General features: G+C 38.9%; 23 protein-coding genes. 21 read left to right on the top strand and 2 right to left on the bottom strand.

Features of this window, described 5'->3' with window-relative positions; all coding sequences use genetic code 11:
* Positions 1-282: 282 nt before the first annotated feature.
* The 19 genes from QNH48_RS24930 (at position 283) to QNH48_RS24840 (ending at position 21,821) form a co-directional block, all read left to right on the top strand.
* Complete coding sequence (locus tag QNH48_RS24930) at positions 283-1,173, top strand: carbohydrate ABC transporter permease (RefSeq protein WP_133369217.1); 891 nt, start codon at positions 283-285, stop codon at positions 1,171-1,173.
* 86 nt (positions 1,174-1,259) lie between these two features.
* The gene (locus QNH48_RS24925; protein WP_095248338.1) at positions 1,260-2,102 is read left to right on the top strand and encodes a carbohydrate ABC transporter permease; all 843 of its coding nucleotides are present in this window, start codon (positions 1,260-1,262) and stop codon (positions 2,100-2,102) included.
* A gap of 130 nt (positions 2,103-2,232) precedes the next feature.
* Entirely contained in the window at positions 2,233-3,711 is a 1,479-nt protein-coding gene (locus QNH48_RS24920) for an arabinan endo-1,5-alpha-L-arabinosidase (RefSeq protein ID WP_283952416.1), read from the top strand.
* 777 nt (positions 3,712-4,488) lie between these two features.
* The gene (gene araB / locus QNH48_RS24915; protein ID WP_283952415.1) at positions 4,489-6,183 is read left to right on the top strand and encodes a ribulokinase; all 1,695 of its coding nucleotides are present in this window, start codon (positions 4,489-4,491) and stop codon (positions 6,181-6,183) included.
* Entirely contained in the window at positions 6,177-6,872 is a 696-nt protein-coding gene (gene araD, locus QNH48_RS24910; protein WP_283952414.1) for an L-ribulose-5-phosphate 4-epimerase, read from the top strand. The genes araB and araD overlap by 7 nt, the downstream gene beginning before the upstream one ends.
* A gap of 78 nt (positions 6,873-6,950) precedes the next feature.
* The gene (araA, locus tag QNH48_RS24905) at positions 6,951-8,435 is read left to right on the top strand and encodes an L-arabinose isomerase (protein WP_283952413.1); all 1,485 of its coding nucleotides are present in this window, start codon (positions 6,951-6,953) and stop codon (positions 8,433-8,435) included.
* Positions 8,436-8,536: 101 nt separating this feature from the next.
* Positions 8,537-10,024: an alpha-N-arabinofuranosidase gene (locus tag QNH48_RS24900; protein ID WP_283952412.1), complete on the top strand. Its 1,488-nt coding sequence runs from the start codon at positions 8,537-8,539 to the stop codon at positions 10,022-10,024.
* A gap of 18 nt (positions 10,025-10,042) precedes the next feature.
* Positions 10,043-10,315, top strand: a complete 273-nt coding sequence (locus QNH48_RS24895; protein ID WP_283952411.1) for a DUF6171 family protein — start codon at positions 10,043-10,045, stop codon at positions 10,313-10,315.
* Positions 10,316-10,332: 17 nt separating this feature from the next.
* Positions 10,333-11,847, top strand: a complete 1,515-nt coding sequence (gene arfA / locus QNH48_RS24890; protein WP_481858513.1) for an arabinosylfuranosidase ArfA — start codon at positions 10,333-10,335, stop codon at positions 11,845-11,847.
* A 105-nt stretch (positions 11,848-11,952) separates the two neighbouring features.
* Complete coding sequence (locus QNH48_RS24885) at positions 11,953-13,005, top strand: aldose epimerase family protein (protein WP_283952410.1); 1,053 nt, start codon at positions 11,953-11,955, stop codon at positions 13,003-13,005.
* Between the two features lie 38 nt (positions 13,006-13,043).
* On the top strand, positions 13,044-14,276 hold the full coding sequence (locus tag QNH48_RS24880; protein ID WP_283952409.1) for a sn-glycerol-1-phosphate dehydrogenase: 1,233 nt from the start codon (positions 13,044-13,046) through the stop codon (positions 14,274-14,276).
* A gap of 18 nt (positions 14,277-14,294) precedes the next feature.
* A complete protein-coding gene (locus tag QNH48_RS24875; protein WP_283952408.1) occupies positions 14,295-15,245 on the top strand; it encodes a glycoside hydrolase family 43 protein in 951 nt (316 codons plus the stop codon).
* Between the two features lie 33 nt (positions 15,246-15,278).
* Positions 15,279-16,244, top strand: coding sequence for a glycoside hydrolase family 43 protein (locus tag QNH48_RS24870; RefSeq protein ID WP_283952407.1), 966 nt, complete (start codon positions 15,279-15,281; stop codon positions 16,242-16,244).
* A 102-nt stretch (positions 16,245-16,346) separates the two neighbouring features.
* Positions 16,347-17,702 carry an MATE family efflux transporter gene (locus QNH48_RS24865; protein WP_283952406.1) on the top strand — a complete coding sequence of 452 codons (1,356 nt, stop codon included), beginning with the start codon at positions 16,347-16,349 and terminating at the stop codon, positions 17,700-17,702.
* 51 nt (positions 17,703-17,753) lie between these two features.
* Positions 17,754-18,728 carry an aldo/keto reductase family protein gene (locus tag QNH48_RS24860; RefSeq protein ID WP_283952405.1) on the top strand — a complete coding sequence of 325 codons (975 nt, stop codon included), beginning with the start codon at positions 17,754-17,756 and terminating at the stop codon, positions 18,726-18,728.
* Positions 18,729-18,755: 27 nt separating this feature from the next.
* Positions 18,756-19,607, top strand: a complete 852-nt coding sequence (locus tag QNH48_RS24855) for an MBL fold metallo-hydrolase (protein ID WP_283952404.1) — start codon at positions 18,756-18,758, stop codon at positions 19,605-19,607.
* Between the two features lie 16 nt (positions 19,608-19,623).
* Complete coding sequence (locus QNH48_RS24850) at positions 19,624-20,565, top strand: family 43 glycosylhydrolase (protein ID WP_283952403.1); 942 nt, start codon at positions 19,624-19,626, stop codon at positions 20,563-20,565.
* A gap of 139 nt (positions 20,566-20,704) precedes the next feature.
* Entirely contained in the window at positions 20,705-21,427 is a 723-nt protein-coding gene (locus QNH48_RS24845) for a DsbA family protein (protein WP_283952402.1), read from the top strand.
* Positions 21,420-21,821, top strand: coding sequence for a disulfide oxidoreductase (locus tag QNH48_RS24840; protein ID WP_283952401.1), 402 nt, complete (start codon positions 21,420-21,422; stop codon positions 21,819-21,821). Before QNH48_RS24845 ends, QNH48_RS24840 begins: the two co-directional genes overlap by 8 nt.
* 65 nt (positions 21,822-21,886) lie before the next feature.
* Here the strand turns inward: QNH48_RS24840 and QNH48_RS24835 are convergent, their stop codons facing one another.
* Entirely contained in the window at positions 21,887-22,333 is a 447-nt protein-coding gene (locus QNH48_RS24835; RefSeq protein ID WP_283952400.1) for a Dps family protein, read from the bottom strand.
* A 360-nt stretch (positions 22,334-22,693) separates the two neighbouring features.
* Between QNH48_RS24835 and QNH48_RS24830 the strand changes: the two genes are divergently transcribed.
* Complete coding sequence (locus QNH48_RS24830) at positions 22,694-23,293, top strand: cell wall hydrolase (RefSeq protein ID WP_283952399.1); 600 nt, start codon at positions 22,694-22,696, stop codon at positions 23,291-23,293.
* 73 nt (positions 23,294-23,366) lie between these two features.
* On the opposite strand, the gene speB is transcribed toward QNH48_RS24830, so the two are convergent.
* Positions 23,367-24,296 carry an agmatinase gene (gene speB, locus QNH48_RS24825; RefSeq protein ID WP_095248179.1) on the bottom strand — a complete coding sequence of 310 codons (930 nt, stop codon included), beginning with the start codon at positions 24,294-24,296 and terminating at the stop codon, positions 23,367-23,369.
* A 490-nt stretch (positions 24,297-24,786) separates the two neighbouring features.
* On the opposite strand from speB, the gene QNH48_RS24820 reads away from it, so the two are divergent.
* Positions 24,787-26,133 carry an APC family permease gene (locus QNH48_RS24820; protein WP_283952398.1) on the top strand — a complete coding sequence of 449 codons (1,347 nt, stop codon included), beginning with the start codon at positions 24,787-24,789 and terminating at the stop codon, positions 26,131-26,133.
* The last annotated feature ends 3 nt before the right edge of the window (positions 26,134-26,136 follow it).

The following is a 26,136-nucleotide window of genomic DNA, read 5'->3' as shown; positions in this document are numbered from 1 at the left end:
GCACCATTTATTCCTTTTATCTAAATTTTTTATTAAGGCTGTGTTAAAGGTAAATGCTAATTTTAGAACTCTGTTGATTTGTGCGGAAGGCGCGAGACTCCTGCAGGAGGACGGGACAGGGGAGACCCCGCAGGCGCTTTAGCGCCGAGGAGGCTTCCCGAACCGCCTGCGGAAAGCGAAGCGCCTGGAGCACAAATCAACAGCCCAATTAAACACAGCCTTTATTATAAGAAATTTAGAAATAGGGAAATGTTCATTCATGTTTTGAAAGGGTGAGGAAAGATGAAAGCTACGTCCAAACTGTATCGGACAGAACAAAGAAACGCCTATATTTTCATTGCAGCACCTGTCATAGGATTCCTCATATTTGCTATGGCTCCCCTCATTTATTCTATCTATGGTGCTTTTACTGACTGGGACGGTCTAGGACAAATGAACTTTATTGGACTAGAAAACTTTATTAATGTATTCCAAGATGAGTATTTCTATAAGTCTATGTTTAACACTATTTATATGATGCTGGGAATTCCGATTGGTATTGTGCTGGCATTATTGCTTGCTCTTGCCTTAAACCGAGGAATTCCAGGAACGAATACATTTAGGGTGCTATACTATATTCCAGTTGTATCTTCTATCGCTGCGATCTCTATTTTATGGCAGTGGGCTTACAATGGGGATTACGGGTTAGTAAACCAGTTCCTTGCTCTATTTGGAATTGAAGGTCCAAACTGGCTGCAAAATACTTCTACCGTTAAACCAGCATTAATTATCATGGCAGTTTGGAAGGGTCTAGGCTATACGATGCTTCTATACTTAGCCGCACTGCAAAGCGTACCAAAATCATTTTATGAGGCAGCAAAACTAGACGGTGCTAATGCATTTCAAGCGTTTTGGCATATTACACTGCCAATGGTGAAACCAGTAACATTCTTTATTATTGTCACGAATATTATTGGCGGCGCCCAAATCTTTACTGAGATTAACGTTATGACACCAACAGGCGGTCCTGAATATAGTTCAGCATCCGTTGTATTTTATGTTTGGCAAAAAGCATTTGGTAACTTCCAATTAGGTTATGCATCTGCAATGGCCTTAATACTGGGACTTTTCATCTTTATTATTACCCTAATCCAATTTAAGATAAATGAAAAATCATCCTTTGAATTGGATTAATAACAGATGATTAACAGAGTAATAGAAAGGGGCATTTAATAATGGAAGTTGCAATTGCAGATAAAAAGAAAGTTAAAGCAGAACCAATGTCTGAAAAGAAAAAAAATAGAATTACAAGTATCTTTGTTTTTGCTTTTCTAAGTGTAGGAGCTATCTTCATGGTGGCACCGCTGCTATGGATGTTTTCAACTTCACTTAAATCAAAAGAAGATGTATTTGCCTTACCTCCAGTATGGATTCCTGAAACGATCTCTTTTGCTAAGTATGCTGAAATCTGGTCTATGGGGCCGTTGTTATCAGGTATTAGTAATAGCTTAATCGTTGCGATATCGGTGACCATTATTGGAACATTCACATCCAGCTTAGCTGCCTTTGCTTTTGCAAAGCTGCAGTTCCGCGGAAAAAATAAAATATTTTTACTATTATTTGCATCTGTAATGATTCCGTATCCTGTCATTATGATTCCACAGTTCATCATGTTTTCTTCTGTGGGATGGATTGATAGTTTATTACCATTAATCATTCCAGGATTGTTTGGTAACATATTCATGATTTTCTTCTTACGACAGTATTTATCAAGTATTCCTACATCTATTATAGAAGCGGCAAAGATCGATGGGTGCTCTTATTTTCAAATCTTTTACAAAATTATCTTTCCGTTGATTAAGCCTGCTGTTGCTGCACAGTTAATCTTGTGGTTCATGGGAATTTGGAATGATTACTTAGGTCCAATCCTGTACTTGAATTCTCCAGAAAAACAAACACTGCAGCTAGTTATTGCAAACTTTAACGCGTCATATGCAATCCAAAGTGATTACCCGTTAATTATGGCGGCTTCTGTCATTGCGTTATTGCCAATGTTGATTGTGTTTATTGTCTTCCAAAAGCAAATCATCGAATCAATTGCTATTTCAGGTGTAAAAGGTTAAGACAACTAAATCATATGCAGGTGCAATTTTGATTCGTAGTTTATAAAGTTAATAGAAAATGTAGAAAGGCACTTATCAATTTTATTTCTGATAAGTGCCTTTTGTATTTTAATCGTTAGGAGCAATAGGCATGAAACGGAAAACAAAATTAATACTCTTCAGCTTAGGAGTATTTATCATTTTGATTTCGTCTGTACTGGTTGGGTTTAAATTAATGCAGCCGAAATTTAATGATTTTTCAGGAATTAAATTTCCTTCTCCACCGGCACGGGAGCTAATTCAAAATGTAAACACTGATATTCTTTACAAGGAAAAGGAATGGACGACAAATTTTACTCATGATGGTGCAATTATTAAAGCGGCTGATTGGTACTATGTTTTCTCTACGGACTATATGGTGGGAGCTCCTCCTACTCCAGGGATTCAGATTAGAAAATCAAAGGACCTAATACATTGGGAGTTTGTTGGGAGAGTTTTTGATCATGTTTCAACTGAAGGGTTGGAATGGACGAAAGGAAATACCTTCTGGGCACCTGCCGTAATTGAAATGAATAATAAGTTTTATTTATATTATTCAGTTTCCGAGGTTGGTAAAAGAAACTCTTATATCGGGATGGCGACGAGTGCTTCGATAGAAGGACCGTGGGAGGATAAAGGAGTGGTTTTCAAAAGTCGGGAGGGTGATAATTATACAGTTAATGCTATTGACCCTGATATTATATTCGATAAGCAGGGGCAGCCATGGATGGTTTATGGGTCGTATTTCGGAGGAATCTTCATTTCGAAGATCAATAAGAATACCGGGAAATTAGAAAATCCAGCGGATGAAGGGACACTTATTGCTCAAAGAAAAAATATGAGCTTTGGAATCGAAGGTCCAGAGATAATATATAACCCTGATACAGATTACTATTATTTAACTGTTTCTTACGAATGGTTAGAAGATACGTACAATGTCAGAGCTGCTAGATCTAAAAGTATCACAGGTCCATATTTGGACTATAACGAAAAAGATATGGTGGACAGTACAGATGAGTCATTTAATACCGGAAATAAATTAGTAGGTTCTTATGCCTTTGATAACGATGAAGGCTGGCAAGGGACAGGTCATAATGGGTTACTCGAAACAGATGGGGAATATTTCCTCATTCATAATGCCAGAGCGGTTGAAGATATCTATTGGTCACATTTACATGTTCGAAAGATAGTTTGGACAGAAGATGGATGGCCAGTAGTTTCCCCTGAAAGGTTTGCAGGTGAAACCGAACAGAAAATTAGTGAAGAAAATATCATTGGGAATTGGGAACATATTTTACTTCCACGATATGATGATAGTTTACAAGCCTCAAAGCAAATTCAATTGCTGAAAAATGGAAGGATTAAGGATGACGAAAAGAGCAGCTGGAAATTAACGGGTGAGAATCTATTAAAGCTTTACATTTACAATCCGGATGCTGCTCCTGACAGTTATTCAACATATAACCTGAAGGTGATTCCAGCCTGGGATTGGGAGAATTGGAATGGGACGTTAGTTTTTACTGGTATGGATCAAGATGGAACCGTCCTCTGGGGCAAAAAAAGCTGGAAAAGTAAATCATTTAATAAATGAAGTTAGGCACAACCAGTGAGTTGTACCTAACTTTTTTATTATAGCTGTGCGTTAAAGCACAATGTGATATTGGCACTCTGTTGATTTGCGCGGAAGGCGCGAGACTCCTCGAAAATGCTATCGCATTTTCTTCGTGCGTGGGCAGATTCGAGGAAGTAAATCAATGTCCTGCAGGAGGACGGGACAGGGGAGACCCCGCTTATCTCTTACCGTCGAGGAGTAGGAAAAGCGGAAGCGCCTTGTACAGCCCCGACAAGCGCTGGAGGGCCTGACGATGAAGTCGTTCTTTGACTTCAACGTTGGGACCGAAGCGACTCGAGGGGCTAGGCGCTGCAGCTAGACAGGCTTCCCGAACCGCCTGCGGAAAGCGAAGCGCCTCGTTACAGGCAAAGACCGCCTGTCCCTGCGGTGATTATTCAAAGAAGCTTTTCTTAGTGGAGCGCAAATCAACAGACCTACTTTAAAAGAGGCTGATTATCGAGGTGCAAAACTTTTTTAATAAATTATCAAAATACCATTGAAAAAATAGAGATAGGTGGTACAATCAACTTAAAGGTTATACGTACAAGTTGAGAGGTGATTTTACATTACCTGTATACTTGTAAGGTGGAAAGAAAAGAATTAGACTTTATACTTTCATTCTTGTACGGATAACATGGCATTGTATTTATGGAAGCGTTTAATTAACGAGAAGTAATAGGATGAACATTTTATGAAACTCAAAAAAAATCATATTTTTGTAAACGTATTCTTACATAAAAGGCAGGGTGATAAGTAATGACCAAATATTCGATTGGTGTAGATTATGGAACACAATCAGGAAGAGCGGTACTTGTTGAAGTAGGAACAGGGAGAGAGGTTGCTACAGCTGTTAAGGAATATACACATGGGGTAATGGATGAGTTTTTACCAGATGGAAAAACAAAGTTGGAACACGATTGGGCTTTGCAGCATCCAGCTGATTATCTGGAAGTCTTAGAAATTACAATTCCAGAAGTATTAACAAAAGCACAAATTTCAGCAGAAGATGTTATTGGATTAGGAATAGATTTTACTGCTTGTACGGTCCTGCCGATTGATAAAAATGGAGCACCTTTATGTTTTCAACCAGAACTAAGCAGCAATCCTCACAGCTATGTAAAGCTATGGAAACACCATGCGGCACAAGACGAAGCAAATCGTTTAAATGAAATTGCTGAAGCACGTGGGGAAAAGTTCTTAGCTCGCTATGGCGGAAAAATTTCATCTGAATGGATGATTCCAAAAGTTTGGCAAATTTTAAATGAAGCACCAGAAATTTATGATGGTGCAGATCAAATACTTGAAGCAACTGATTGGGTTATTTCTCAATTAACGGGAGAAATCACCCGTAACAGCTGTACAGCTGGTTACAAAGCAATTTGGCATAAGCAAGATGGTTATCCATCACAGGATTTCTTTAAGGCGCTTGATTCCCGTTTGGAGAATGTAGTAGAAGAAAAATTATCAACAAAGATATTCCCGATTGGTGCGAAAGCCGGAGAAATAACTGAAAAAGCAGCAAAGTTAACAGGTTTGAAACCTGGTACCGCAGTTGCTGTAGCGAATGTAGACGCTCATGTAGCTGTTCCAGCAGTAGGAATTACCGAGCCGGGGAAATTGTTAATGATTATGGGTACCTCAACCTGCCACATACTGCTTGGGGAAGAAGAAAAAGTAGTACCAGGTATGTGTGGTGTCGTTGAAGATGGTGTAATTCCTGGATACATGGGATATGAAGCAGGGCAATCCTGTGTAGGCGACCACTTTGAATGGTTTACAGAAAACTGTGTACCAACAAGCTATCAAGAAGAAGCAAATGCTAGAGGAATTAATATTCACCAGCTATTAACCGAAAAAGCTAGCAAACTACAAGTGGGTGAAAGTGGACTTTTAGCATTAGATTGGTGGAACGGCAATCGTTCTACTCTTGTTGACGCTGACCTGACTGGAGTATTGTTAGGCGCTACATTACTAACGAAACCAGAAGAAATCTACCGGGCATTAATCGAAGCGACAGCTTATGGCACTAGGATGATTGTAGAGACTTTCAGAAACAATGGAGTGCCAGTAAACGAAGTATTCGCAGCTGGAGGCATTGCTGAAAAAAATACAATGATGATGCAAATTTACTCAGATGTATTAGATATGGATATTAAAATTTCTGCTTCATCTCAAACACCTGCACTAGGCTCTGCCATGTTCGGTGCAGTTGCAGCAGGAAAAGACCGCGGTGGCTACGATAGTATTACGGATGCTGCAAAGGATATGGGCCGAGTAAAAGATTATATCTATCAACCTATTAAATCTAACGCAGACGTATATAATCAGCTTTTCAATGAGTATGCCCGTTTATATGATTACTTTGGACGCGGCGAAAACAATGTAATGAAGACATTGAAAAAAATTAAGAAGGATAGCTCCTTAGAGAAAACGGAGGAGACAGTATGTTAGAAAAATTGAAAAAAGATGTTTTGGAAGCTAATTTACAGCTTCCAAAACATGGACTTGTTACGTTTACATGGGGAAATGTTAGTGGAATTGATCGTGATCAAGGACTCGTAGTTATTAAACCCAGCGGTGTTCCATATGAAGAACTAACACTAGAGGATATGGTGGTAGTAGATTTGGAAGGAAACATCATCGAAGGAACAAAGCGTCCTTCTTCTGATACGCCAACACATCTTTCACTTTATCGCTCCTTTCAACATGTAGGTGGAATTGTACATACACATTCACCTTGGGCAACTGCTTGGGCACAGGCAGGTCGTTCCATTCCTGCTTTAGGTACAACTCATGCAGATTATTACTATGGTGAAATACCTTGCACACGCACATTAACAAAAGATGAAATAAAGATGGCATATGAGTTGGAAACAGGCAATGTCATTATTGAAACATTTGAAACTGGAGGTATTGATCCGTTAGCAATGCCAGGTGTACTCGTTTCAAATCATGCACCATTTTGTTGGGGGAAAGATGCCAATCAGGCTGTCCACAATGCAGTGGTACTTGAAGAAGTAGCCAAAATGGCCCTTCATACATTCCAATTAAACTCACAAATAGAACCGATTGATCAATTTTTGTTAGATAAGCACTATCTTCGCAAGCACGGTGTGAATGCCTACTATGGTCAAAAATAGAAGTAAAAATATTAACTCATTTTCATATTAAGAAATTACGAATCTATCAAATATACAATATCCTAAGGGGGAGTTACCTTGTTAACTACAAAAGCGTATGAATATTGGTTTGTCACTGGAAGTCAATTACTCTATGGAGAAGATGTACTAAGAGCAGTAGAAGAAAATTCAAAAACGATTGTGAATGGTCTGGACGATGACTCAGCTGTTCCTTATAAACTCGTATTCAAATCCGTTGTAAAAGATTCAGATGCGATTCGTAAATTGATTTTAGAAGCAAATGCAGATGAAAATTGTGCAGGTATTATTACTTGGATGCACACCTTCTCACCATCAAAAATGTGGATTGCAGGACTAGCTGCACTTCAAAAACCACTATTACATCTAGCTACTCAATTTAATCGTGATATTCCATGGGATTCCATTGATATGGATTTTATGAACTTAAACCAATCTGCACATGGTGACCGTGAGCATGGTTTTATCCACAGCCGCATGAATATTAAGCGTAAGGTAGTGGTTGGACACTGGGAAAGTCCTGAAGTAAGAGAGCGCATTGGCAGCTGGATGCGTACTGCAGCAGCGTTTGCAGAAAGCAAAAACCTCAAAGTAGCAAGATTTGGCGATAATATGCGTCAGGTAGCAGTAACAGAAGGTGACAAAGTCGAAGCACAAATTAAATTTGGCTGGACTGTTAATGGATATGGTGTGGGTGACTTAGTTCAAAAAATGAATGAGGTAACTGACCAAGAATTAGATCAGCTTTTAGCTGAATATGAAGAGCTTTATGATATTTTGCCTGAAGGTCTAGCGGAAGGTCCAGTGAGGGACTCTATTCGATATCAAGCTAGAATTGAACTAGGAATGAAAGCTTTCTTAACAGAAGGAAACTATACAGCATTTACGACAACTTTTGAAGATTTACATGGTATGCATCAGCTGCCAGGTCTTGCTGTTCAACGTTTAATGGAACAGGGCTATGGCTTCGCTGGAGAAGGTGACTGGAAAACGGCCGCATTAGTTAGATTAATGAAAATTATTGCTGGTAACGAAGAGACGTCCTTCATGGAAGACTATACGTATCATTTTGAGCCAGGAAATGAAATGGTACTGGGTGCCCATATGCTTGAGGTATGTCCTACAATTTCAGCAACACGTCCTAAAATTGAGGTTCATCCGCTTGGAATCGGCGGCAAAGAAGACCCTGCGAGAATCGTGTTTGATGGAAAAGGCGGCTCTGCATTAAATGCATCGATTATCGACCTTGGACATCGTTTCCGTTTACTTGTGAATGAAGTTGATGCTGTACAGCCAGAGAAAGAAATGCCAAACCTTCCTGTAGCGAGGGTTTTATGGAAGACACAGCCATCCTTAAGTCAAGCTGTTGAGAATTGGATTCAGGCTGGAGGAGCTCACCATACTGGCTACTCTACTAAAGTAACAACTGAACAATTAAGAGATTTTGCTGAATTAGCTGGTATTGAAATGGTAGTAATCAATAACGATACTAACACTCATGCCTTCAATAATGAACTGCGCTGGAACGACCTTATTTACCGTTAATTCGAAACTTAATTAAACAATCATTTGGGGCTATTAGCAATAATAGCCCTAGTGTTTAATAATGGAACACTAAAAAGTGTTAGAAACAGGAGGCTTAATTCATGTCAAATAATGTCATTGTGAACGCAGATATTACAAAAGGAAAAATAAATAAGAATATTTATGGTCATTTTGCTGAACATCTCGGCAGATGTATCTATGAAGGAATTTGGGTAGGCGAGGATTCTTCTATTCCAAACACAAAAGGAATTCGAAATGATGTCTTAGCTGCATTAAAGAATATTAAAGTTCCTGTCCTTCGCTGGCCAGGCGGGTGCTTTGCAGACGAATATCACTGGAAAGATGGCATTGGTCCAAAAGAAAATCGTAAGCGTATGGTTAATACACATTGGGGCGGCGTTGTAGAAAACAATCACTTTGGAACACATGAATTTATGATGTTATGTGAATTGTTAGAGTGTGAGCCATACATTTGTGGAAACGTAGGAAGCGGTACTGTTCAGGAAATGTCTGAATGGGTTGAATATATGACATTTGAAGGCGAATCTCCAATGGCAAATTGGCGTCGGGAAAATGGCAAAGACGAACCATGGAAACTAAAATATTTTGGAGTAGGGAATGAAAACTGGGGCTGCGGAGGAAATATGCGTCCTGAATATTATGCAGACCTTTATCGACGTTACCAAACCTATGTAAGAAATTATGGCGGCAACAAGATTTATAAAATTGCTGGCGGTGCGAACGTTGATGACTATAACTGGACCGAAGTGCTAATGAAAAATGCACATTGGCTAATGGATGGCTTAAGCCTCCACTATTACACCATTCCTGGAGACTTCTGGCTTGGAAAAGGATCTGCAGTGGATTTCCCTGAAGATGAATGGTTTATCACGATGAAAAAGGCACTACATATGGATGAATTAATTACAAAACACAGCACGATTATGGATAAATATGATCCAGAAAAACGTGTTGGAATGATTATTGATGAATGGGGAACTTGGTTTGATGTAGAACCAGGAACGAACCCAGGATTCCTTTTTCAACAAAATACAATTCGTGACGCTCTAGTTGCAGGTTTACATTTTAATATCTTCCACAATCATGCAGACCGCGTTCAAATGACAAATATTGCTCAAACCGTTAATGTCTTGCAGGCAATGATTCTTACTGAAGGAGAGCAGATGATTCTAACTCCAACATACCATGTATTTGATATGTACAAAGTACACCAGGATGCGCAAGTGTTGGCTGTAGATTCAACATTTGGAACCTATGAAAACAATGGGGTTACGTTACCACAAGTAACGGTATCAGCATCTAAAAATACAGAAGGCAAAGTTCACGTCAGCTTATGTAACATTGATCATAAAAATGAAGCAATTATTGATTTAGATCTACGTGGTGTAAATGCGGCGGATTCAAAGGTATCTGGCACCATCCTTACTGCAAATAGTATGAATGCTCATAACACTTTTGAACAGCCAGATGTTGTTAAACCAGCTGCGTTCACTGGAGTGACCGTTGAAAACAACAAATTAGTTATCAAACTTCCAGCTATGTCAGTCGTTACCTTAGTGATTGAATAGAAAAAGGCGGGGAATGAAGTGACTGAAAAGAGTCTATGTAAAGGCTGCACCGAAAGTGTAATGGTAACGGAAGAGGTCATCCAGGAACTTGTGAAAGAAACCGAGGAAGATTTGTCTGTTATTGTGTCCGATGATGTCTACGAAGCAAGATTAAAGAGTTGTACTTCATGTCCGGCCCTGCAATATGGGACCACTTGTGCTCATAGCGGATCCCTTGTCCGCTATCGGGCCAAATTTAAAAACAAAGCATGCCCGTTGGCAGCGAATCCAAAGTGGGAAAAGGTTAGCTAGAGAAAGGAATAGTGATGATGGCGACAAACAAAGCTAAGATGATTTTAGAAAAGGATTTTAAAGTCTCTGAAATTGACAATCGTATATATGGATCCTTTATTGAACATTTAGGACGGGCAGTCTATGGGGGTATTTATGAACCAGGACACCCTCAGGCAGATGAAAATGGATTCCGCCAAGATGTAATTGAAATGGTAAAAGAACTTCAAGTTCCGCTTGTACGTTATCCTGGTGGAAACTTTGTTTCAGGTTATAACTGGGAAGATGGTGTAGGACCAGTTGAAAGTCGTCCACGCCGTCTAGAGTTAGCTTGGCGTACCACAGAAACAAACGAAATGGGTACAAATGAGTTTATGAAGTGGGCTCAGCTGGTTAATGCCGATGTTAATATGGCAGTAAACCTAGGAACTCGAGGTATTGACGCTGCTAGAAACCTAGTAGAATATTGCAACCATCCAGGCGGATCCTACTACAGTGATTTACGTATTTCACATGGGGTAAAAGATCCCTATAAGATTAAGACTTGGTGTCTAGGGAATGAAATGGATGGTCCATGGCAAATCGGACATAAAACGGCTGCTGAATATGGGCGTCTAGCACAGGAAACCGCAAAAGCAATGAAGTGGGTGGATCCAACTATCGAGCTTGTTGCATGTGGTAGTTCTCACCGAAACATGCCGACATTTGCAGATTGGGAAGCAACTGTTCTTGATCATACTTATGACCATGTTGAATTTATTTCCCTTCATCAATATTATGGTAACCGCGATAATGATATCTCAAATTATTTAGCCCTATCCCTTGAGATGGATGATTTTATTCGTTCCGTTATTTCCATTGCTGACTACATTAAAGCAAAAAAACGTGGAAAAAAGAAAATTAACCTTGCCTTTGATGAATGGAATGTTTGGTACCATAGCAATGAAGCAGATAAGCAAATTGAGCCCTGGAGTATTGCACCTCCACAGCTTGAAGATATTTATAATTTCGAAGATGCATTATTAGTAGGTTGTATGCTTATCACGATGTTAAAGCATGCCGACCGCTTAAAAATTGCTTGTCTTGCTCAATTGGTCAATGTTATTGCACCAATTATGACTGAAAATAACGGACCTGCATGGAAGCAAACGATTTTCTATCCATATATGCATACTTCTGTTTATGGTAGAGGGGTTTCGTTAAATCCAATAATCTCAAGTCCTAAATATGATAGTAAGGACTTTACGGATGTTCCATATTTAGAGTCTACTGCCGTTTATAATGAAGAAAATGAACAGTTAACCATCTTTGCAGTTAACCGCCACCTTGAAGAAGGCTTAAAATTAGCAGTGGACATTCGTAATTTCGAGGGATATGAAGTAGTAGAACACATTGTTCTTGAAAATGATGGCAACGTAAAGCAAACCAATTCAGCCCAAGGAACTCCAGTAGCACCACACTCTAACGGTAATGCAAAATCGGAGAATGGCGGAGTTACAGCAGTTTTACCTAAACTATCGTGGAACGTAATTCGCTTAGCAAAGCGTAAGTAATATTGAATGATTTCCATACCTTCTTCGTCAACAGTTACATGATGGAGAAGGTATGGAATCATTTTACTTAATCATTTCCTAACAGGATGGAAAGGCAGGACGAATATGAAGGTAGTAAAAGAAGAGTTTGGAAGTAAAGACAACCAAACCGTTTTTTTATTTAATTTGATAAATAATTATGGAGTTGAAATTGGCTGCATTAACTACGGCTGTATCATCACTAAAATAATAACACCTGATAAAGACGGTAACTTTGAAAACATCGTTGTTGGTTATGACACACTAAATGAATATGAAAAGGATTCATATTTCTTAGGTGCTGCGATTGGGCGTGTTGCAGGAAGAATAAAGGCAGGATCGTTTGAACTTGATGGTCATACCTATTCCCTCGCTCAAAATGAAAACAATAACCATCTTCATGGCGGAATTAAAGGCTTTAATCAAGTAATTTGGGATGCTGAAATTATTGAAAGTGAACAAGAAGCAGCTGTTCGTTTCACCTATTTGAGCCCAAATGGTGAAGAAGGCTATCCTGGTAACCTAAAGGTGTCTGTTACATATACGTTAAACAATAAAAATGAGTTTTCTATTCATTATTCTGGCATTTCAGACGAGAAAACTTTGTTAAACATGACCAATCATTCTTATTTCAATTTAAGCGGGGATTTAAAAAGGGATATCCTAAACCATTCCTTAATGATAAAAAGCGATAAGTTTCTTGAACTAAATGACGAACTCCTTCCAACCGGAGAAATGCTTGATGTGAAAGGTACAGCTTTTGATTTTACATCCGGAAGAATAATCCGGACAGGTGTTATCTCAGAGCATCCGCAAAACAAGCTTGCAGGTGAAGGGTACGATCACCCATTTCTTTTAAATACGCAGCATAATAATGAAATTGTTCTGAAGGATTCAGAGAGCGGACGTACATTGACAATTGAAACAGATGAGGTTGGTGTTGTCGTTTATTCAGGTAATCAGATGAAATCAGAAGGCGTAATTGCTGGAGTACCCTCCCGCAAATATTTAGGAATTTGCTTGGAGACACAGGGACTTCCTGATGCGATCCACCATCAACAGTTTCCTTCTTGGATTTTAGATAAGGATGAAGAGTATTCATCTAAAACCATTTATAGGTTTGGAATTGAAAATAACTAATCTAGGATAAGTTTAAGTAGGAGCAGGAGGAACAATAGGTGGAAGAATATATTCGTGAACTTATGACTCTAGCCCATAAATGTGATTGTGGAAACGATCACAATTCCATACCAATTGAAAAAATTGTTGTAGCTAAAGGTGCATTTGCAGATGCTGCGGTTTTTGTGAAAAACAAGGCCTTCAAACATGCTCACTTAATTGCTGATGAGAACACCTTCCACGCTGCTGGGAAACAGTTAACTCACCATCTTACCGAAGAAAATCTTGGTTTTTCTGTATGTCTGATTCAGCCTGACGCAAATAATGATGTAGTCGCTGATGAGAAATCATTAGTCCAAGCTTTATTGGAATTACCACAAGAAGCGGATGTAATTTTAGCGGTAGGGGCAGGCACCTTGCATGATATCGCTCGATTTACCAGTGCAAAAACAGGAGTTCCATTCATATCTGTTCCAACAGCACCTTCTGTAGATGGATTTACAAGCCTGGGTGCTCCACTGATTATTAGAGGAGTAAAAACAACGTTTCAAATGACAGCGCCAATGGCCCTATTTGCTGATTTAGCTGTATTGAAGAATTCGCCACAAAAAATGATTGCTGCAGGATTTGGTGATATGCTGGCAAAATATACATCACTTGCAGATTGGAAATTTGGTCATCTTGTAAATGGAGAATCATATTGTCCTCTTGCGGCAAAAATTACCCGTGAGGCGTTGGAGTCTTGTGTTGAAAGAGTCGAGGAAATATCCATAGGTGATGAGGCAGGAATTCGAATTCTAATTGAAGCCCTCATTATGTCCGGACTAGCAATGCTACTATTTGGACAATCTCCCCCAGCTTCAGGCGGGGAACACCATCTTTCACACTATTGGGAAATGGAATTTCTACAACAAAACCGCCCAGCTGTTCTTCATGGAGCAAAGGTTGGGGTCTCTACATCACTCCTTGCAGATATATATAAGAAAGAATTTATCGAGTATATTACGAATTCAGAGAGGTTAGCTTCTCTTGCGGATCACCTAATCGTAAAGAATATTATTGCAAATTCACTTGAAATTACTGCCTTGTACAATGAGATTCCAAGTTCGTCACAGCTTGGTGGACATTTAGCTAAATTGGGTGGTGCAACGTTACCTAAGCAGCTTGGAATTGATCATGACCTTGTAACAAGAAGCTTATCTGAAGCGCATAATCTGAGAAACCGATTCACGGCTTTAAAGTTTTTAAATGAGGCCGTCAATTATCCTAAATTTATATGTGAACTCTCTTAAAAAGAAAGGTGAAATAGAATGCAAAAGGTAGAAACTTTAAATAATCCCATTGTCGAGCAGCGAGCAGATCCATGGGTATATAAGCATACAGATGGTTACTACTATTTCACGGCGTCTGTTCCGGAATATGACAGAATTGAGGTTAGACGGTCCGAAACGATCCAGGGCTTGGGCAGTGCAGAACCTGTAGTTGCATGGAAAAAACACGAAAACGGTCCAATGAGCGCAAACATTTGGGCACCAGAAATTCATTATATCGATGGTAAATGGTACATCTATTACGCTGCAGCAAGAGAAGATGCGATTTTTGACCATCGTATGTATGTCATTGAGAATGACTCTGCCAACCCATTAGAAGGTAATTGGGTTGAAAAGGGGCAAGTAAAAACAGATTGGGAATCTTTTTCTCTTGATGCCACCACTTTCGAACATAAAGGCCAAAGGTACTATGTCTGGGCTCAAAGTGATCCAAAGATTGAAGGGAATTCTAACCTTTATATCTCTAAAATGGTCAATCCATGGACCATTGAAGGACCTCAGGTAATGATCACTACACCTGAATATGACTGGGAAACAATTGGGTTCTTAGTCAATGAAGGTGCAGCTGTTTTGAAAAGAAATGGTAAAATTTTCATTTCCTATTCAGCCAGTGCAACAGATTACAACTATTGTATGGGGCTATTACAAGCGGATGAAAACAGTGATTTATTAGATCCTGCTTCATGGGTGAAAACAGAGGCACCTGTATTTAAAACAAATGTAGAAAATAGCCAATATGGTCCAGGTCATAACAGCTTTACAGTATCTGAAGACGGCAGCGAAGATATTATCATTTACCATGCACGTAACTATCGTGAAATTGTTGGTGATCCATTATGGGATCCAAACCGCCATACTCGTGCACAAGTGTTCACGTGGAATGAAGATGGAACCCCAAACTTTGGCGAACCTGTACCAGACGCAAAATAAAAGGCTGCCATCAGGATTTGAAAGGAGATTTATATGGTTTCTGTAACGAAAGATCAAGCTAAAACAGCAAAGAATTTGATAATTGAGCAGCGAGCGGATCCATGGGTTTATAAACATACAGATGGTTATTATTACTTTACAGCTTCTGTGCCAGAATATAACGGTATTGAATTAAGACGCTCTAAAACAATTAAAGGGATCGCAGAGGAAGAGCCTGTTATGGTTTGGGAAAAGCATGAAACAGGTTCCATGAGCTCACTGATATGGGCACCAGAAATTCATTATATCAATGGAAGCTGGTACATTTATTTCGCTGCTGCACCATCCAAGGAAATCATCGATGGACTTTTTCAGCACCGGATGTTTGTGATTGCAAATAAAGCAGCTAATCCGCTAGAAGGGAATTGGGAGGAAAAAGGTCAAATTAATACAGATTGGGATTCCTTTGCTCTTGATGCTACTTCTTTTGAGCATAAAGGTCAGCAATACCTTGTTTGGGCACAAAAAGACCCTGATATTAAAGGTAACTCCAATCTTTATATCGCGCCATTAGAAAATCCATGGACGATTAAAGGCCCTCAAGTCATGATAGCGAAACCAGAATTTGACTGGGAAACAATTGGATTCTGGGTAAATGAAGGGCCGGCTGTCTTGAAGAGAAACGGAAAAATTTTCATTTCTTTCTCCGGAAGTGCAACCGATGAGAATTATGCAATGGGACTTTTGGCAGCAGATGAAAATAGTGACGTAATGGATCCGAAATCTTGGACTAAATCGAAAGAACCTGTTTTCAAAACGTGCTATGAAACAGGTCAATACGGTCCCGGGCATAATAGCTTCACTGTTTCTGAAGATGGCAGCAAGGATATACTTGTCTACCATGTTAGAAATTATACAGAGATTGTCGGCGACCCGTTATATGATCCAAATCGCCATACCTGTGCCAAAGAGTTTGCATGGAATTCAGATGTAACGCCTAACTTTGGTACCCCTGAATAATAACTTTGTGAAAAAATGAATAGATAATTTAGATGAAAAATAGGTTCATATCAGCTATATTGATATGAATCTTTTTCTGTAATTTTTAAGGTGGGCAAAGCTATGCGAAGTTTAAAAGAGCAAGAAGATAGGCGGTTAACTTTACGTGCGATTACGTGGCCAATATTCATAGAATTGTTTTTGCAAACCATTATGGGAAGCACGGATGTCATTATGCTTTCTCATATTTCTGATGATGTAGTGGCAGCGATAGGAGTAGCAAATCAACTTGTATTTTTTGCGATTATCCTATTTAACTTTACGGCATCGGGGACGGCCGTTCTAATCTCGCAATATTTAGGAGCAGGTATGAGAGTAGAGGCTAAGCAAGCCTCTGCCATTTCACTATCCATCAATCTGGGTATTGGTTTAGTAGTGAGTCTGCTTCTGGTGATATTCAAAGGGCCGCTTTTAGAAATCTTTCATTTAGAAGACGATATTGCTGGAATAGGATTTGAGTATCTTTCTATCGTAGGCGGAACGGTGTTTTTACAATCCGTGTTAGTAACGGTTTCAGCCATTCTGAGAGCAAATGGATTTTCAAGGGAAGCAATGTTTGTATCGGTAATGATGAACATTATCCATTTAGCGGGAAATGCATTGGTGATTTATGGATTATTTGGATTCCCAGAAATGGGTGTAAAAGGCGTAGCACTGTCTACTGCAATTAGCAGGGCAGCTGCACTGATCATTGCTTTTGTTTTTATGTATAAGAGACTTCCAATAAGAATTGAAATACAGGATTATTTTGATTTCAATCTAACTCATATTAAAAAAATCATGAAAATTGGAGTACCATCTGCTGGTGAACAGCTAAGCTACAATACCAGTCAAATGGCGATGACAGCGATTATTGCGATGCTTGGTGCAGCAGCTTTATCGACACGGGTTTATACCTGGAATGTGATGTCGTTTATCATGCTGTTTGGTTTAGCATTTGGACAAGGGACGCAGATTCTAATAGGATACAAGGTTGGAGCTGGTAATTTTGAAGCGGCCTATCGGCAATTATTAAAGAGTCTAAAGGTTAGTTTTATTATCACCATTTTTATTGCTATCTTTGTTTCAATCTTCCGAGTAAATATTATGAGTTTATTTACCGATAATAAAGAAATTATTAAAACAGGCAGTACCCTTTTACTGCTATGTTTAATTCTAGAACCAGGCAGGACATTTAATCTAGTTGTAATTAACTCACTGCGAGCAACAGGTGATGCCCTTTTTACGGTGAAAATAGGTGTGCTGTCAATGTGGGGATTCGCTGTACCATTATCCTATTTCCTAGGAATTCATTATGGATTAGGTTTAGCCGGGGTATGGATCGCATTCATAACGGATGAATGGCTTCGAGGAATCATTATGTACTATAGATGGAAAAGCAGGGCGTGGGAGAACAAAGTACTTGTCCAGAAAAAATAAAGAATACCGGCTAGCTAGATAAACTATTAAATTGGTGAAGGAGAATAAAAGATGAAATATCGCAGGCTAGGAAATAGTGGTTTGAAAATTAGTGAAATTGGGCTGGGCAGCTGGCTTACCTACGGAAAATCGGTAAATAATCAAACTGCATATGATTGTATTCATAAAGCATATGAACTGGGGATTAACTTTTTTGATACGGCAAATGCTTATGAGAACGGGAGAGCAGAGGAAGTTCTAGGCGAGGCCTTGAAAGAATATCCAAGGAGTTCCTATGTCGTTACAACAAAGTTATTCTTCCCAATGGGCCCAGGACCCAATGACCGTGGTCTTTCAAGAAAGCATATTAGGGAGCAATGCGATGCCAGCTTAAAACGCTTAGGATTGGATTATATTGATCTCTATCAATGCCACCGCTTTGACTCTGAGGTACCAATGGAAGAAACATTGTATGCACTTGATGATTTAGTTAAGCAAGGGAAAATACTATATGCGGGTGTGAGTGAATGGAGTGCTGCTCAAATTGAGAAAGCAGCAGGAATCGGCAAAGCCTATCAGTTAAGACCGATTATTTCAAACCAGCCAATCTATAACATGCTTGAAAGGTATATTGAAAGCGAGGTTCTGCCTGTTTCCAATGAAAACGGGATGGGCCAGATTGTCTTTTCGCCCTTGGCACAGGGCATTTTAACAGGTAAGTATAAACCAAATACGGAAAAACCCGCAGATAGCCGGGCGGCAAATGATTCGGTAAACTTTGTGATTAATAGCTATTTTCGCGATGATGTGCTTACCTCTGTCCAAAAACTAAACAGCTTGGCAGCTGAATTAGGAGTTACTCTAAGCCAGTTATCACTAGCTTGGATTCTGCGCCATCCAAGTATTAGTTCTGCTATTGTTGGGGCAAGCAAACCGCAGCAGGTTGAGGAAAATGTAAAAGCTGTTGATATTAACCCCGATCATGAGGTTTTAAAGGAAATTGATCTAATTTTAGAAGAAATAAAAGACTTTGCACCGAGAAGATAATAATCAAGTTAAAGAACGGTGGGTTCGATGAAAAAGGTATATAAACATGGAGAATTACTAATAAGGGAAGTCAGTCAAACTCAAATTTTCAATGACACTATTTCATTTTGGAATTTAGGACAAGCTGGTATTTTAGTAAAAGGAAGACCTGAGGATGGATTCATTCTAATTGACCCTTATCTGACAAAGAGTATCGAAGAGTCAAATCCTGAGACTGAATTTATAAGGGCTTATTCTCCTATTCTATCACCTGAGATGCTGCAGGGTATTAATGGGGTAGTCATTACGCATGAACATGATGATCATATGGATTTACCAACATTAGATAAAATAGCAGCAGGTTCAGAAGATACTGTGTTTACAGTCCCTGCTCCGCTTGTATCGTTACTTGAAAACAAAGTTTCAATAACTAGCCTAATCGCCGCTAAAGCACATGAACCTTTTAGGATTAAAGGTTTTAAAATTACACCCGTTCCAGCAGCGCACACGGAATATGAAGTGGATACTCTTGGTAACTTTTATTCGTTGGGTTATTTCATCGAAGTAAATGGAATTCGTCTTTTTCATAGTGGTGATACAGTGGTTACACCCTTGCTTATTGAGAAGGTAAAAGAGTTTAACCCACATGTAGCTTTCTTGCCGATTAATGGAGGGGATTATTTTCGCACTTCTCGGGGGATTATTGGAAATATGAATTTTCGTGAAGCTGCTGATTTTTCTGTTGCGGTGGGGGTGGATCTGATTATACCTATCCATTTTGATATGTTTCCTACTAATCGGGAGAATCCTGCCTATTTTGTTGATTATCTATTTCACCATTATCCAAACCAAAAATTCCATATGATGGTACCGGGTGAAAGATTTATTTACCATAAATAAAGAGAGGAGAATTATTTTGCTTAATAATAAAGGCTTTGACAACGTTAACTTTTACGAAATGAATTGGGAGCTGAAGGGGGATTTAGGAGCGCATGATCCTGTTTTGGCGAAAGAGGGTTCGCGCTGGTATGTATTTCACACAGGAAAAGGAATTCAGATAAAGTCTTCTGAAGATGGGGTTAACTGGAAGCAGGAAAACCCTATATTTTCATCTTTGCCTGAATGGAGTAAAGAGTTCGTGCCTGAAAAAACAGAGGATAGCATTTGGGCGCCAGATATCTACTATCATAATGGAATCTATTATATCTATTATTCTGTATCTACGTTCGGAAAAAATACATCAGCAATAGGTTTAGTTACGAATACAACACTTAATCCTGAAAATCCTGAATATGAATGGAAGGACAGGGGACATGTCATCCATTCAATGGAAGCTGATAATTACAACGCGATTGACGCAAATTTAATTTTTGATCAAGAAGGACAACCCTGGTTAAATTTCGGTTCCTTCTGGTCCGGAATCAAACTATTTCAATTGGATCCTGTGAGTATGAAAAGAGCAGAAGGTGCGGAACTGCTTTCTATTTCAAGCCGAACTGAACAGCCTAATACGATTGAAGCTCCTTTTATCGTGTACCGAAACGGCTTTTATTATCAGTTTGTATCCTTTGATTTTTGCTGCCGAGGAGTAGAGAGTACGTATAAAATCGTCGTAGGAAGGTCAGAGAATATTACTGGCCCTTATACAGATAAAAATGGCGTTTCAATGATGGAGGGCGGCGGAACATTAATCGACGCAGGCGATGAGCGCTGGATTGGCCCGGGACATTGTGCCGTTTATTTTTCCGACAACTCTTCCGTTCTCGTCAACCATGCCTATGATTCTATGAAAAAGGGTAAGCCTACTTTGCAAATTAGACCCTTGTATTGGGATAATGAAGGATGGCCGCATCTATAGAGTCTGCTGTTTTACAAATAAAATAAATATGATAGGGAGAGCATGCCCATTTGGGTATGCTCTCTATTGCGGTATTAGTTAAATGCATTTATTTTTCAAAGATGATAAACTCTAATAAAATATAATAAGGAGTTTGATCATGGCAAAGCGAAAAAATAGTACTAAAAAGGGAACGAAGAAACCTTCATCCTCATCATCAAAATTTGTGTTTTGGATCATTGGATTAATTGCAATAAGTATTATTGGATTTATCTTTCTAGCTAATAACCAAAAATCCGATGAGCCTGTTAAAGAAGAGATTGATTATGCAAACCAGCCTTTTCTTGGGGAAGAATCTGCACCTGTTTCAATTGTAGAATTTGGGGATTACAAATGTCCAAATTGTAAAAATTTCACAGAAACCACTGTTCCACTGATTGTAAAGGAATTCGTTGATACGGGAAAAGCGAAATTCTATTATTTCCATTATCCATTTATAAATGTTGACTCCAAAAGGACAGCGAAATTTTCAGAAGCCGTTTACCATGAACTGGGTAACGACAAGTTCTGGGAGTTCCATGACCTAATCTATAAGAAGCAGCCGGAAGATACAAGGTATGAAAAGGTCGATGTATTTACAGAAGATTTCTTAAAAGAAACACTTCAAGAAATAGCAAGTGAGGACGAAGTTAAAAAGGTAGCGGACTATTTTGATACAAAAGAACCTGAGAATGCCTGGGAAGCGGATAATGCTCTAGGTGAAAAATTAGGAGTTAATGGGACACCTACCATTTTTATTAACGGTAAACGGTTTGATGGTCAAACTATGGACGATTTAAATAAAATGGTTGAAGATGCTGCAAAGGAGAAAAAGGATGAGTAAATCCTTATTACTTGGATGGGTTGCGGCGCTTATTGCAACCATTGGAAGCTTGTACTTTAGTGAGGTTCTACAGTACATTCCATGTACTCTTTGCTGGTATCAAAGGATATTTATGTATCCACTAGCCATCATGCTGGGGATTGCCTTTTATCAGAATGATAGAGGAATTGTGAAGTACGCTTTACCATTATCCATAATTGGGATGATTATTTCCGGCTACCACACCGCACTGCAAAAGATACCATACCTGCAGCAATTTGAAATGTGTAAAAGTGGTGTGCCTTGCTCGAAGGATTATATTAATTGGTTTGGATTTATTACCATTCCAATCTTGGCGTTTACGGCATTCACGATTATTACCATTTGTTTAGTAGTTCTTGCACGCAGGAAATAGGAATAAGACTCAGCAGCGGCTGAGTCTTATTTCTTTAGCTGTTGGGCTTATTTTTAGTTAAAGATTTAGATTGATTTACCGAGAAATGCAGTTAACATCCAAACGTGTTTTTCTAAATCAGAGTGAATAGCAAGCAGCATGTCGCCTGTAGTTTCATCACCCTTATCTCCAGCAAAGCTCATTCCTTCTTTTAATTCACCAATGATAATAGAGAAGTCATTGATAATGGCTTGAACCATTTCCTCGGCACTTTCATTACCATCAGCTTCTTTTACAGAAGATAGTTCAAGGCACTCTTTCATAGTTGCTACAGGTCTGCCGCCAATGGCAAGTAAACGTTCTGCTAACTCATCGACATGCAGTCCAGCCTCGTTATAGAATTCCTCAAATTTTGCATGTAAGGTGAAAAATTGACCGCCCTTCACATACCAGTGATAATTATGTAACTTGATATACAATACAGACCAATTTGCTATTTGTTTGTTAAGTACGCTGACTAACTGATTTTCCACGTGTAAACCCTCCACTATTTTTGTCTTCTATATATATTATTACCTAAGATACAGATAGAAACCTGTACCAAATTGAGGGATATTTTGTCAATTTAGTGAAGATTATCTGTGTTACAAGGTTATTTCATGAAATAAGCCTGAAATAGAATGTAACAATTTTACCGTAATTATCCACTAGTGGAATTTATGAGGAGATTACTTTAAATTGGTTTATTATTCCATATAGTAGATAAATGCTTTCATAGCAGGAGCCTTAGATACTATTCTTTCATTGGATTTTTTTGGGTAATGATATAGTATGTTACAACTGGTAGCCTTATTAGTAGAGAAACAAACGAGAATACTAGGAGGCTACAAAACATGAAAAAATTAAAAAAACTTGTCATTGCAACGGGGTTAATCTTTTCAATGTCAGCATTTACGGGTGTAACTAAATCAGAAGCAGCTACAAACCATAAAGTACAATATGGCGAAACCTATTGGAAGATTGCTACAAAGTATGGAGTACCCATTACAAGCTTAATGAAAGCGAACAATGCGTCTAGTTCTTTATTATATGCTGGCTCAAATCTAGTAATCCCCAACGCTACTATTTCAGCAGCTGATAAAGACTTAATGGCACGCCTTGTTCAAGCAGAAGCAGTAGGGGAACCATATGCAGGGAAGGTTGCAGTTGCAACTGTTATCTTAAATCGTGTGGCAAGCCCGGATTTCCCTAACTCAGTCAGAGAAGTAATCTATCAAATTTCTAATGGACACTATGCATTCACTCCAGTCCAAAACGGGCAGATTAATCAACCAGCGGATGCTGCTTCCAAAAAGGCTGTTAATGAAGCACTTGCTTTCCAAGGAAAAGGAAATGGCTCTTTATTCTTCTATAATCCAAAAACAGCAGTAAGTCAGTGGATCTTTTCACGTGAAGTAACGGTAACAATCGGTAATCACCGTTTTGCAAAATAAAAATACTTCTCATACAAAAAGCAGTGGACATTGTTAATAATGTACCACTGCTTTTTATTATTTATTTAAGTACTTATTTTATTTTTAGGGCAACAAGGCTTGCAAAGTCATGAATAATGGTAGCAGCGAGTAAGGATGTAATTTGGGTTGGGTCATATGGAGGTAAAACCTCCACTAGATCAAAACCAATAAAATTAAAATCTGTTAGGGAACGAATGATTTGTAAGGTTTCAAAGCTATTTAACCCGCCAACCTCAAGCGTCCCTGTTCCGGGAGCGCAGGATGGATCAACAAAATCGATATCAAAACTAAGAAAACATGGTGTATCTCCAATTTTTTCTTTCATTTCCTTCACAACATTTTCAAAGCCACGGTCCTTTAATTCAGGAGTTGTGATCACATGATATCCCAAATCACTACTCGAATCGATATCCCCAGGATGATTAAGGGTTCCGCGAATACCAACTTGAAAAACCTTATCGGGAATTAATAAGTTTTCTTCATATGCACGAATGAATGGTGAGCCATGCCAATATTTTTCTTCATAATAGGTATCCCAAGTATCTGTATGTGAATCAAAATGAATTAACGCTACAGGACCGTGGATTTTGGCTGCTGCTCTAAGATTTGCTAATGTAACGGAGTGGTCTCCGCCTAGTCCAATCGGGATAATCCCCTGCTCCATTAACTCCATAACTGCTTTTTCCATTACCTCATAGCTTCGATGAATATTATGTGGAATAACCGATACGTCGCCAATATCAATCGCGTTGCATGCATCAAATGGATACACCTTATGAATAGGATGGTAGGGGAATAACGTCATGGAAGCCTGACGAATTGCTTGAGGTGCAAAGCGGGCCCCAACTCGGAAGGAAGCCGCTGTATCAAACGGCAAGCCAACAATCGCTAATTTAGCATTCTCTCTGTTTGATGGTAACCTCATAAAGGTCCCCGTTGTACAAAACTCTGGTTTAACATCCGGTGTTAAAGGATATTGCATTGATTTTCCCTCATTTCCTATTTTACTTTTTATTAATGCAATTTTTGTGCCATAAACAAATCGTGCCCGTGCAGCGATACTTCTTAAGTGAACGGTAACGAATTGAAGTTAATCGTGCCCATGCGGCGACAGTTTTATAGAAAACGGTAAAGAATAGCCCTTAATCATGCCCATGAAGTTACTTTTTCATAGATGACGGAAACGATTATATATGTCCATTCCATAGTGACAAGTCGCTATTTATTATGGAATAATGTATGCATAGTTGAATAATTGGGAAAATTCAAAACCTTCTATCACCCGTTCGTTTTAATCCAATATTTTAAAAAAACGGATAAACACAACTGTATTTTAATGAAAATTAACTTTGGCATATAAATTGCATAAATACATAGTGAATTTAGAAAGTGGAGGGGGAATAAAAAATTTATAGCAGGCAAAGGGGTAACATCAGAATGAAAACGCTTTAATATAAGAGGGGGAATGATATGTGGAAAATGGCGTAAAGTTGAAAAGATCGTTAAAGTTATGGCAGGTTGTCATTATGGGGTTAGCATATATGACACCCATGGTAGTATTTGATACATTTGGAATTGTTTCTGGTGAAACAAACGGACATGTACCTGCCGCTTATGCTATTGCCTTAATTGGTATGCTTTTCACTGCGGTTAGTTACGGCAAGCTAGTAAGGGTTTTTCCTCAGGCAGGCTCAGCCTATACCTATACCCAAAAAGCAATGAACAGGCATCTCGGTTTTCTTGTTGGCTGGTCATCCTTGCTTGATTATTTATTTTTGCCAATGGTAAATGCGTTGTTAACCAAACTTTACTTGAATGCTTTGTTTCCGTCCGTTCCGGATTTCATTTGGGTATTAGTATTTGTTGGAATTGTAACCTTCCTTAATTTACGAAGCGTCAATGTACTGGCAAATTTCAATACACTTTTTGTTCTTGTACAAATATTAATCATGGTTGTCTTCATAATCCTAGTTATTAAAGGGCTTAATGCAGGAGAAGGAACGGGAACTGTTTTTAGCATGCAGCCGTTTTTTGTTGAGGGCATGAACCTGCCAATCCTGATAACAGGAGCAACGATACTCTGCTTTTCCTTTCTTGGTTTTGATGCCGTTACGACATTATCGGAAGAAACGCCAAATCCAGAAAAAACAATCCCGAAAGCAATTCTCCTTACAGCTTTATGGGGAGGGGGAATTTTTATTACTACCTCATTTTTTATCCAGTCATTTTTTCCAGATAATTCGCGTTTCATTGATTCAGAGGCAGCTTTACCTGAAATTGCCCTTTATGTTGGTGGGAAGCTGTTTCAGTCGATTTTTTTATGTACAACCTTTGTGAATACACTTGCATCAGGACTTGCCTCTCACGCAAGTGTTTCCAGGCTCTTGTATGTTATGGGGCGCGATAAAGTATTCCCGGAAAAATGGTTTGGATACGTACATCCAAAATGGAGAACACCTGCCATAAATGTTTTAATCGTTGGAGTGATTTCACTATCTGCCTGGTTCTTTGATTTAGTAACAGCCACTTCACTCATTAATTTCGGAGCATTAATGGCTTTTACGTTTGTTAATCTATCGGTAATTAGTCATTTCGCTGTCCGCGAAAAAATGCACCGCACTCCAAAGGGATTTTTTGATTACGTTATCATGCCATTACTTGGAGCCGGAGCAGTAGCAATCCTTTGGATCAATCTAGAGCTTAGTTCTTTAATCATGGGTGCCGGCTGGTTCCTCATCGGACTTGTCTATCTGGTATTTCTAACAAAAGCCTTCAAAGTAGCACCTCCTCAATATAAGGCAGAGGAAGCAGAAATATAATAG

The sequence above is a fragment of the Neobacillus sp. YX16 genome (assembly GCF_030123505.1).
Taxonomy (GTDB): Bacteria; Bacillota; Bacilli; order Bacillales; family Cytobacillaceae; genus Neobacillus.
Note: the sequence above shows the minus strand (reverse complement) of the source record. Positions and strands in the feature narration are given on the sequence as shown.

Bases quoted from the DNA above. Each gene is read 5' to 3' on its own strand.
- QNH48_RS24930 (WP_133369217.1), top strand. From the start codon at position 283: ATGAAAGCTACGTCCAAACTGTATCGGACAGAACAAAGAAACGCCTAT.
- QNH48_RS24925 (WP_095248338.1), top strand. From the start codon at position 1,260: ATGTCTGAAAAGAAAAAAAATAGAATTACAAGTATCTTTGTTTTTGCT.
- QNH48_RS24920 (WP_283952416.1), top strand. From the start codon at position 2,233: ATGAAACGGAAAACAAAATTAATACTCTTCAGCTTAGGAGTATTTATC.
- araB (WP_283952415.1), top strand. From the start codon at position 4,489: ATGACCAAATATTCGATTGGTGTAGATTATGGAACACAATCAGGAAGA.
- araD (WP_283952414.1), top strand. From the start codon at position 6,177: ATGTTAGAAAAATTGAAAAAAGATGTTTTGGAAGCTAATTTACAGCTT.
- QNH48_RS24900 (WP_283952412.1), top strand. From the start codon at position 8,537: ATGTCAAATAATGTCATTGTGAACGCAGATATTACAAAAGGAAAAATA.
- arfA (WP_481858513.1), top strand. From the start codon at position 10,333: ATGGCGACAAACAAAGCTAAGATGATTTTAGAAAAGGATTTTAAAGTC.
- QNH48_RS24885 (WP_283952410.1), top strand. From the start codon at position 11,953: ATGAAGGTAGTAAAAGAAGAGTTTGGAAGTAAAGACAACCAAACCGTT.
- QNH48_RS24875 (WP_283952408.1), top strand. From the start codon at position 14,295: ATGCAAAAGGTAGAAACTTTAAATAATCCCATTGTCGAGCAGCGAGCA.
- QNH48_RS24870 (WP_283952407.1), top strand. From the start codon at position 15,279: ATGGTTTCTGTAACGAAAGATCAAGCTAAAACAGCAAAGAATTTGATA.
- QNH48_RS24865 (WP_283952406.1), top strand. From the start codon at position 16,347: ATGCGAAGTTTAAAAGAGCAAGAAGATAGGCGGTTAACTTTACGTGCG.
- QNH48_RS24860 (WP_283952405.1), top strand. From the start codon at position 17,754: ATGAAATATCGCAGGCTAGGAAATAGTGGTTTGAAAATTAGTGAAATT.
- QNH48_RS24855 (WP_283952404.1), top strand. From the start codon at position 18,756: ATGAAAAAGGTATATAAACATGGAGAATTACTAATAAGGGAAGTCAGT.
- QNH48_RS24845 (WP_283952402.1), top strand. From the start codon at position 20,705: ATGGCAAAGCGAAAAAATAGTACTAAAAAGGGAACGAAGAAACCTTCA.
- QNH48_RS24840 (WP_283952401.1), top strand. From the start codon at position 21,420: ATGAGTAAATCCTTATTACTTGGATGGGTTGCGGCGCTTATTGCAACC.
- QNH48_RS24830 (WP_283952399.1), top strand. From the start codon at position 22,694: ATGAAAAAATTAAAAAAACTTGTCATTGCAACGGGGTTAATCTTTTCA.
- speB (WP_095248179.1), bottom strand. From the start codon at position 24,296: ATGCAATATCCTTTAACACCGGATGTTAAACCAGAGTTTTGTACAACG.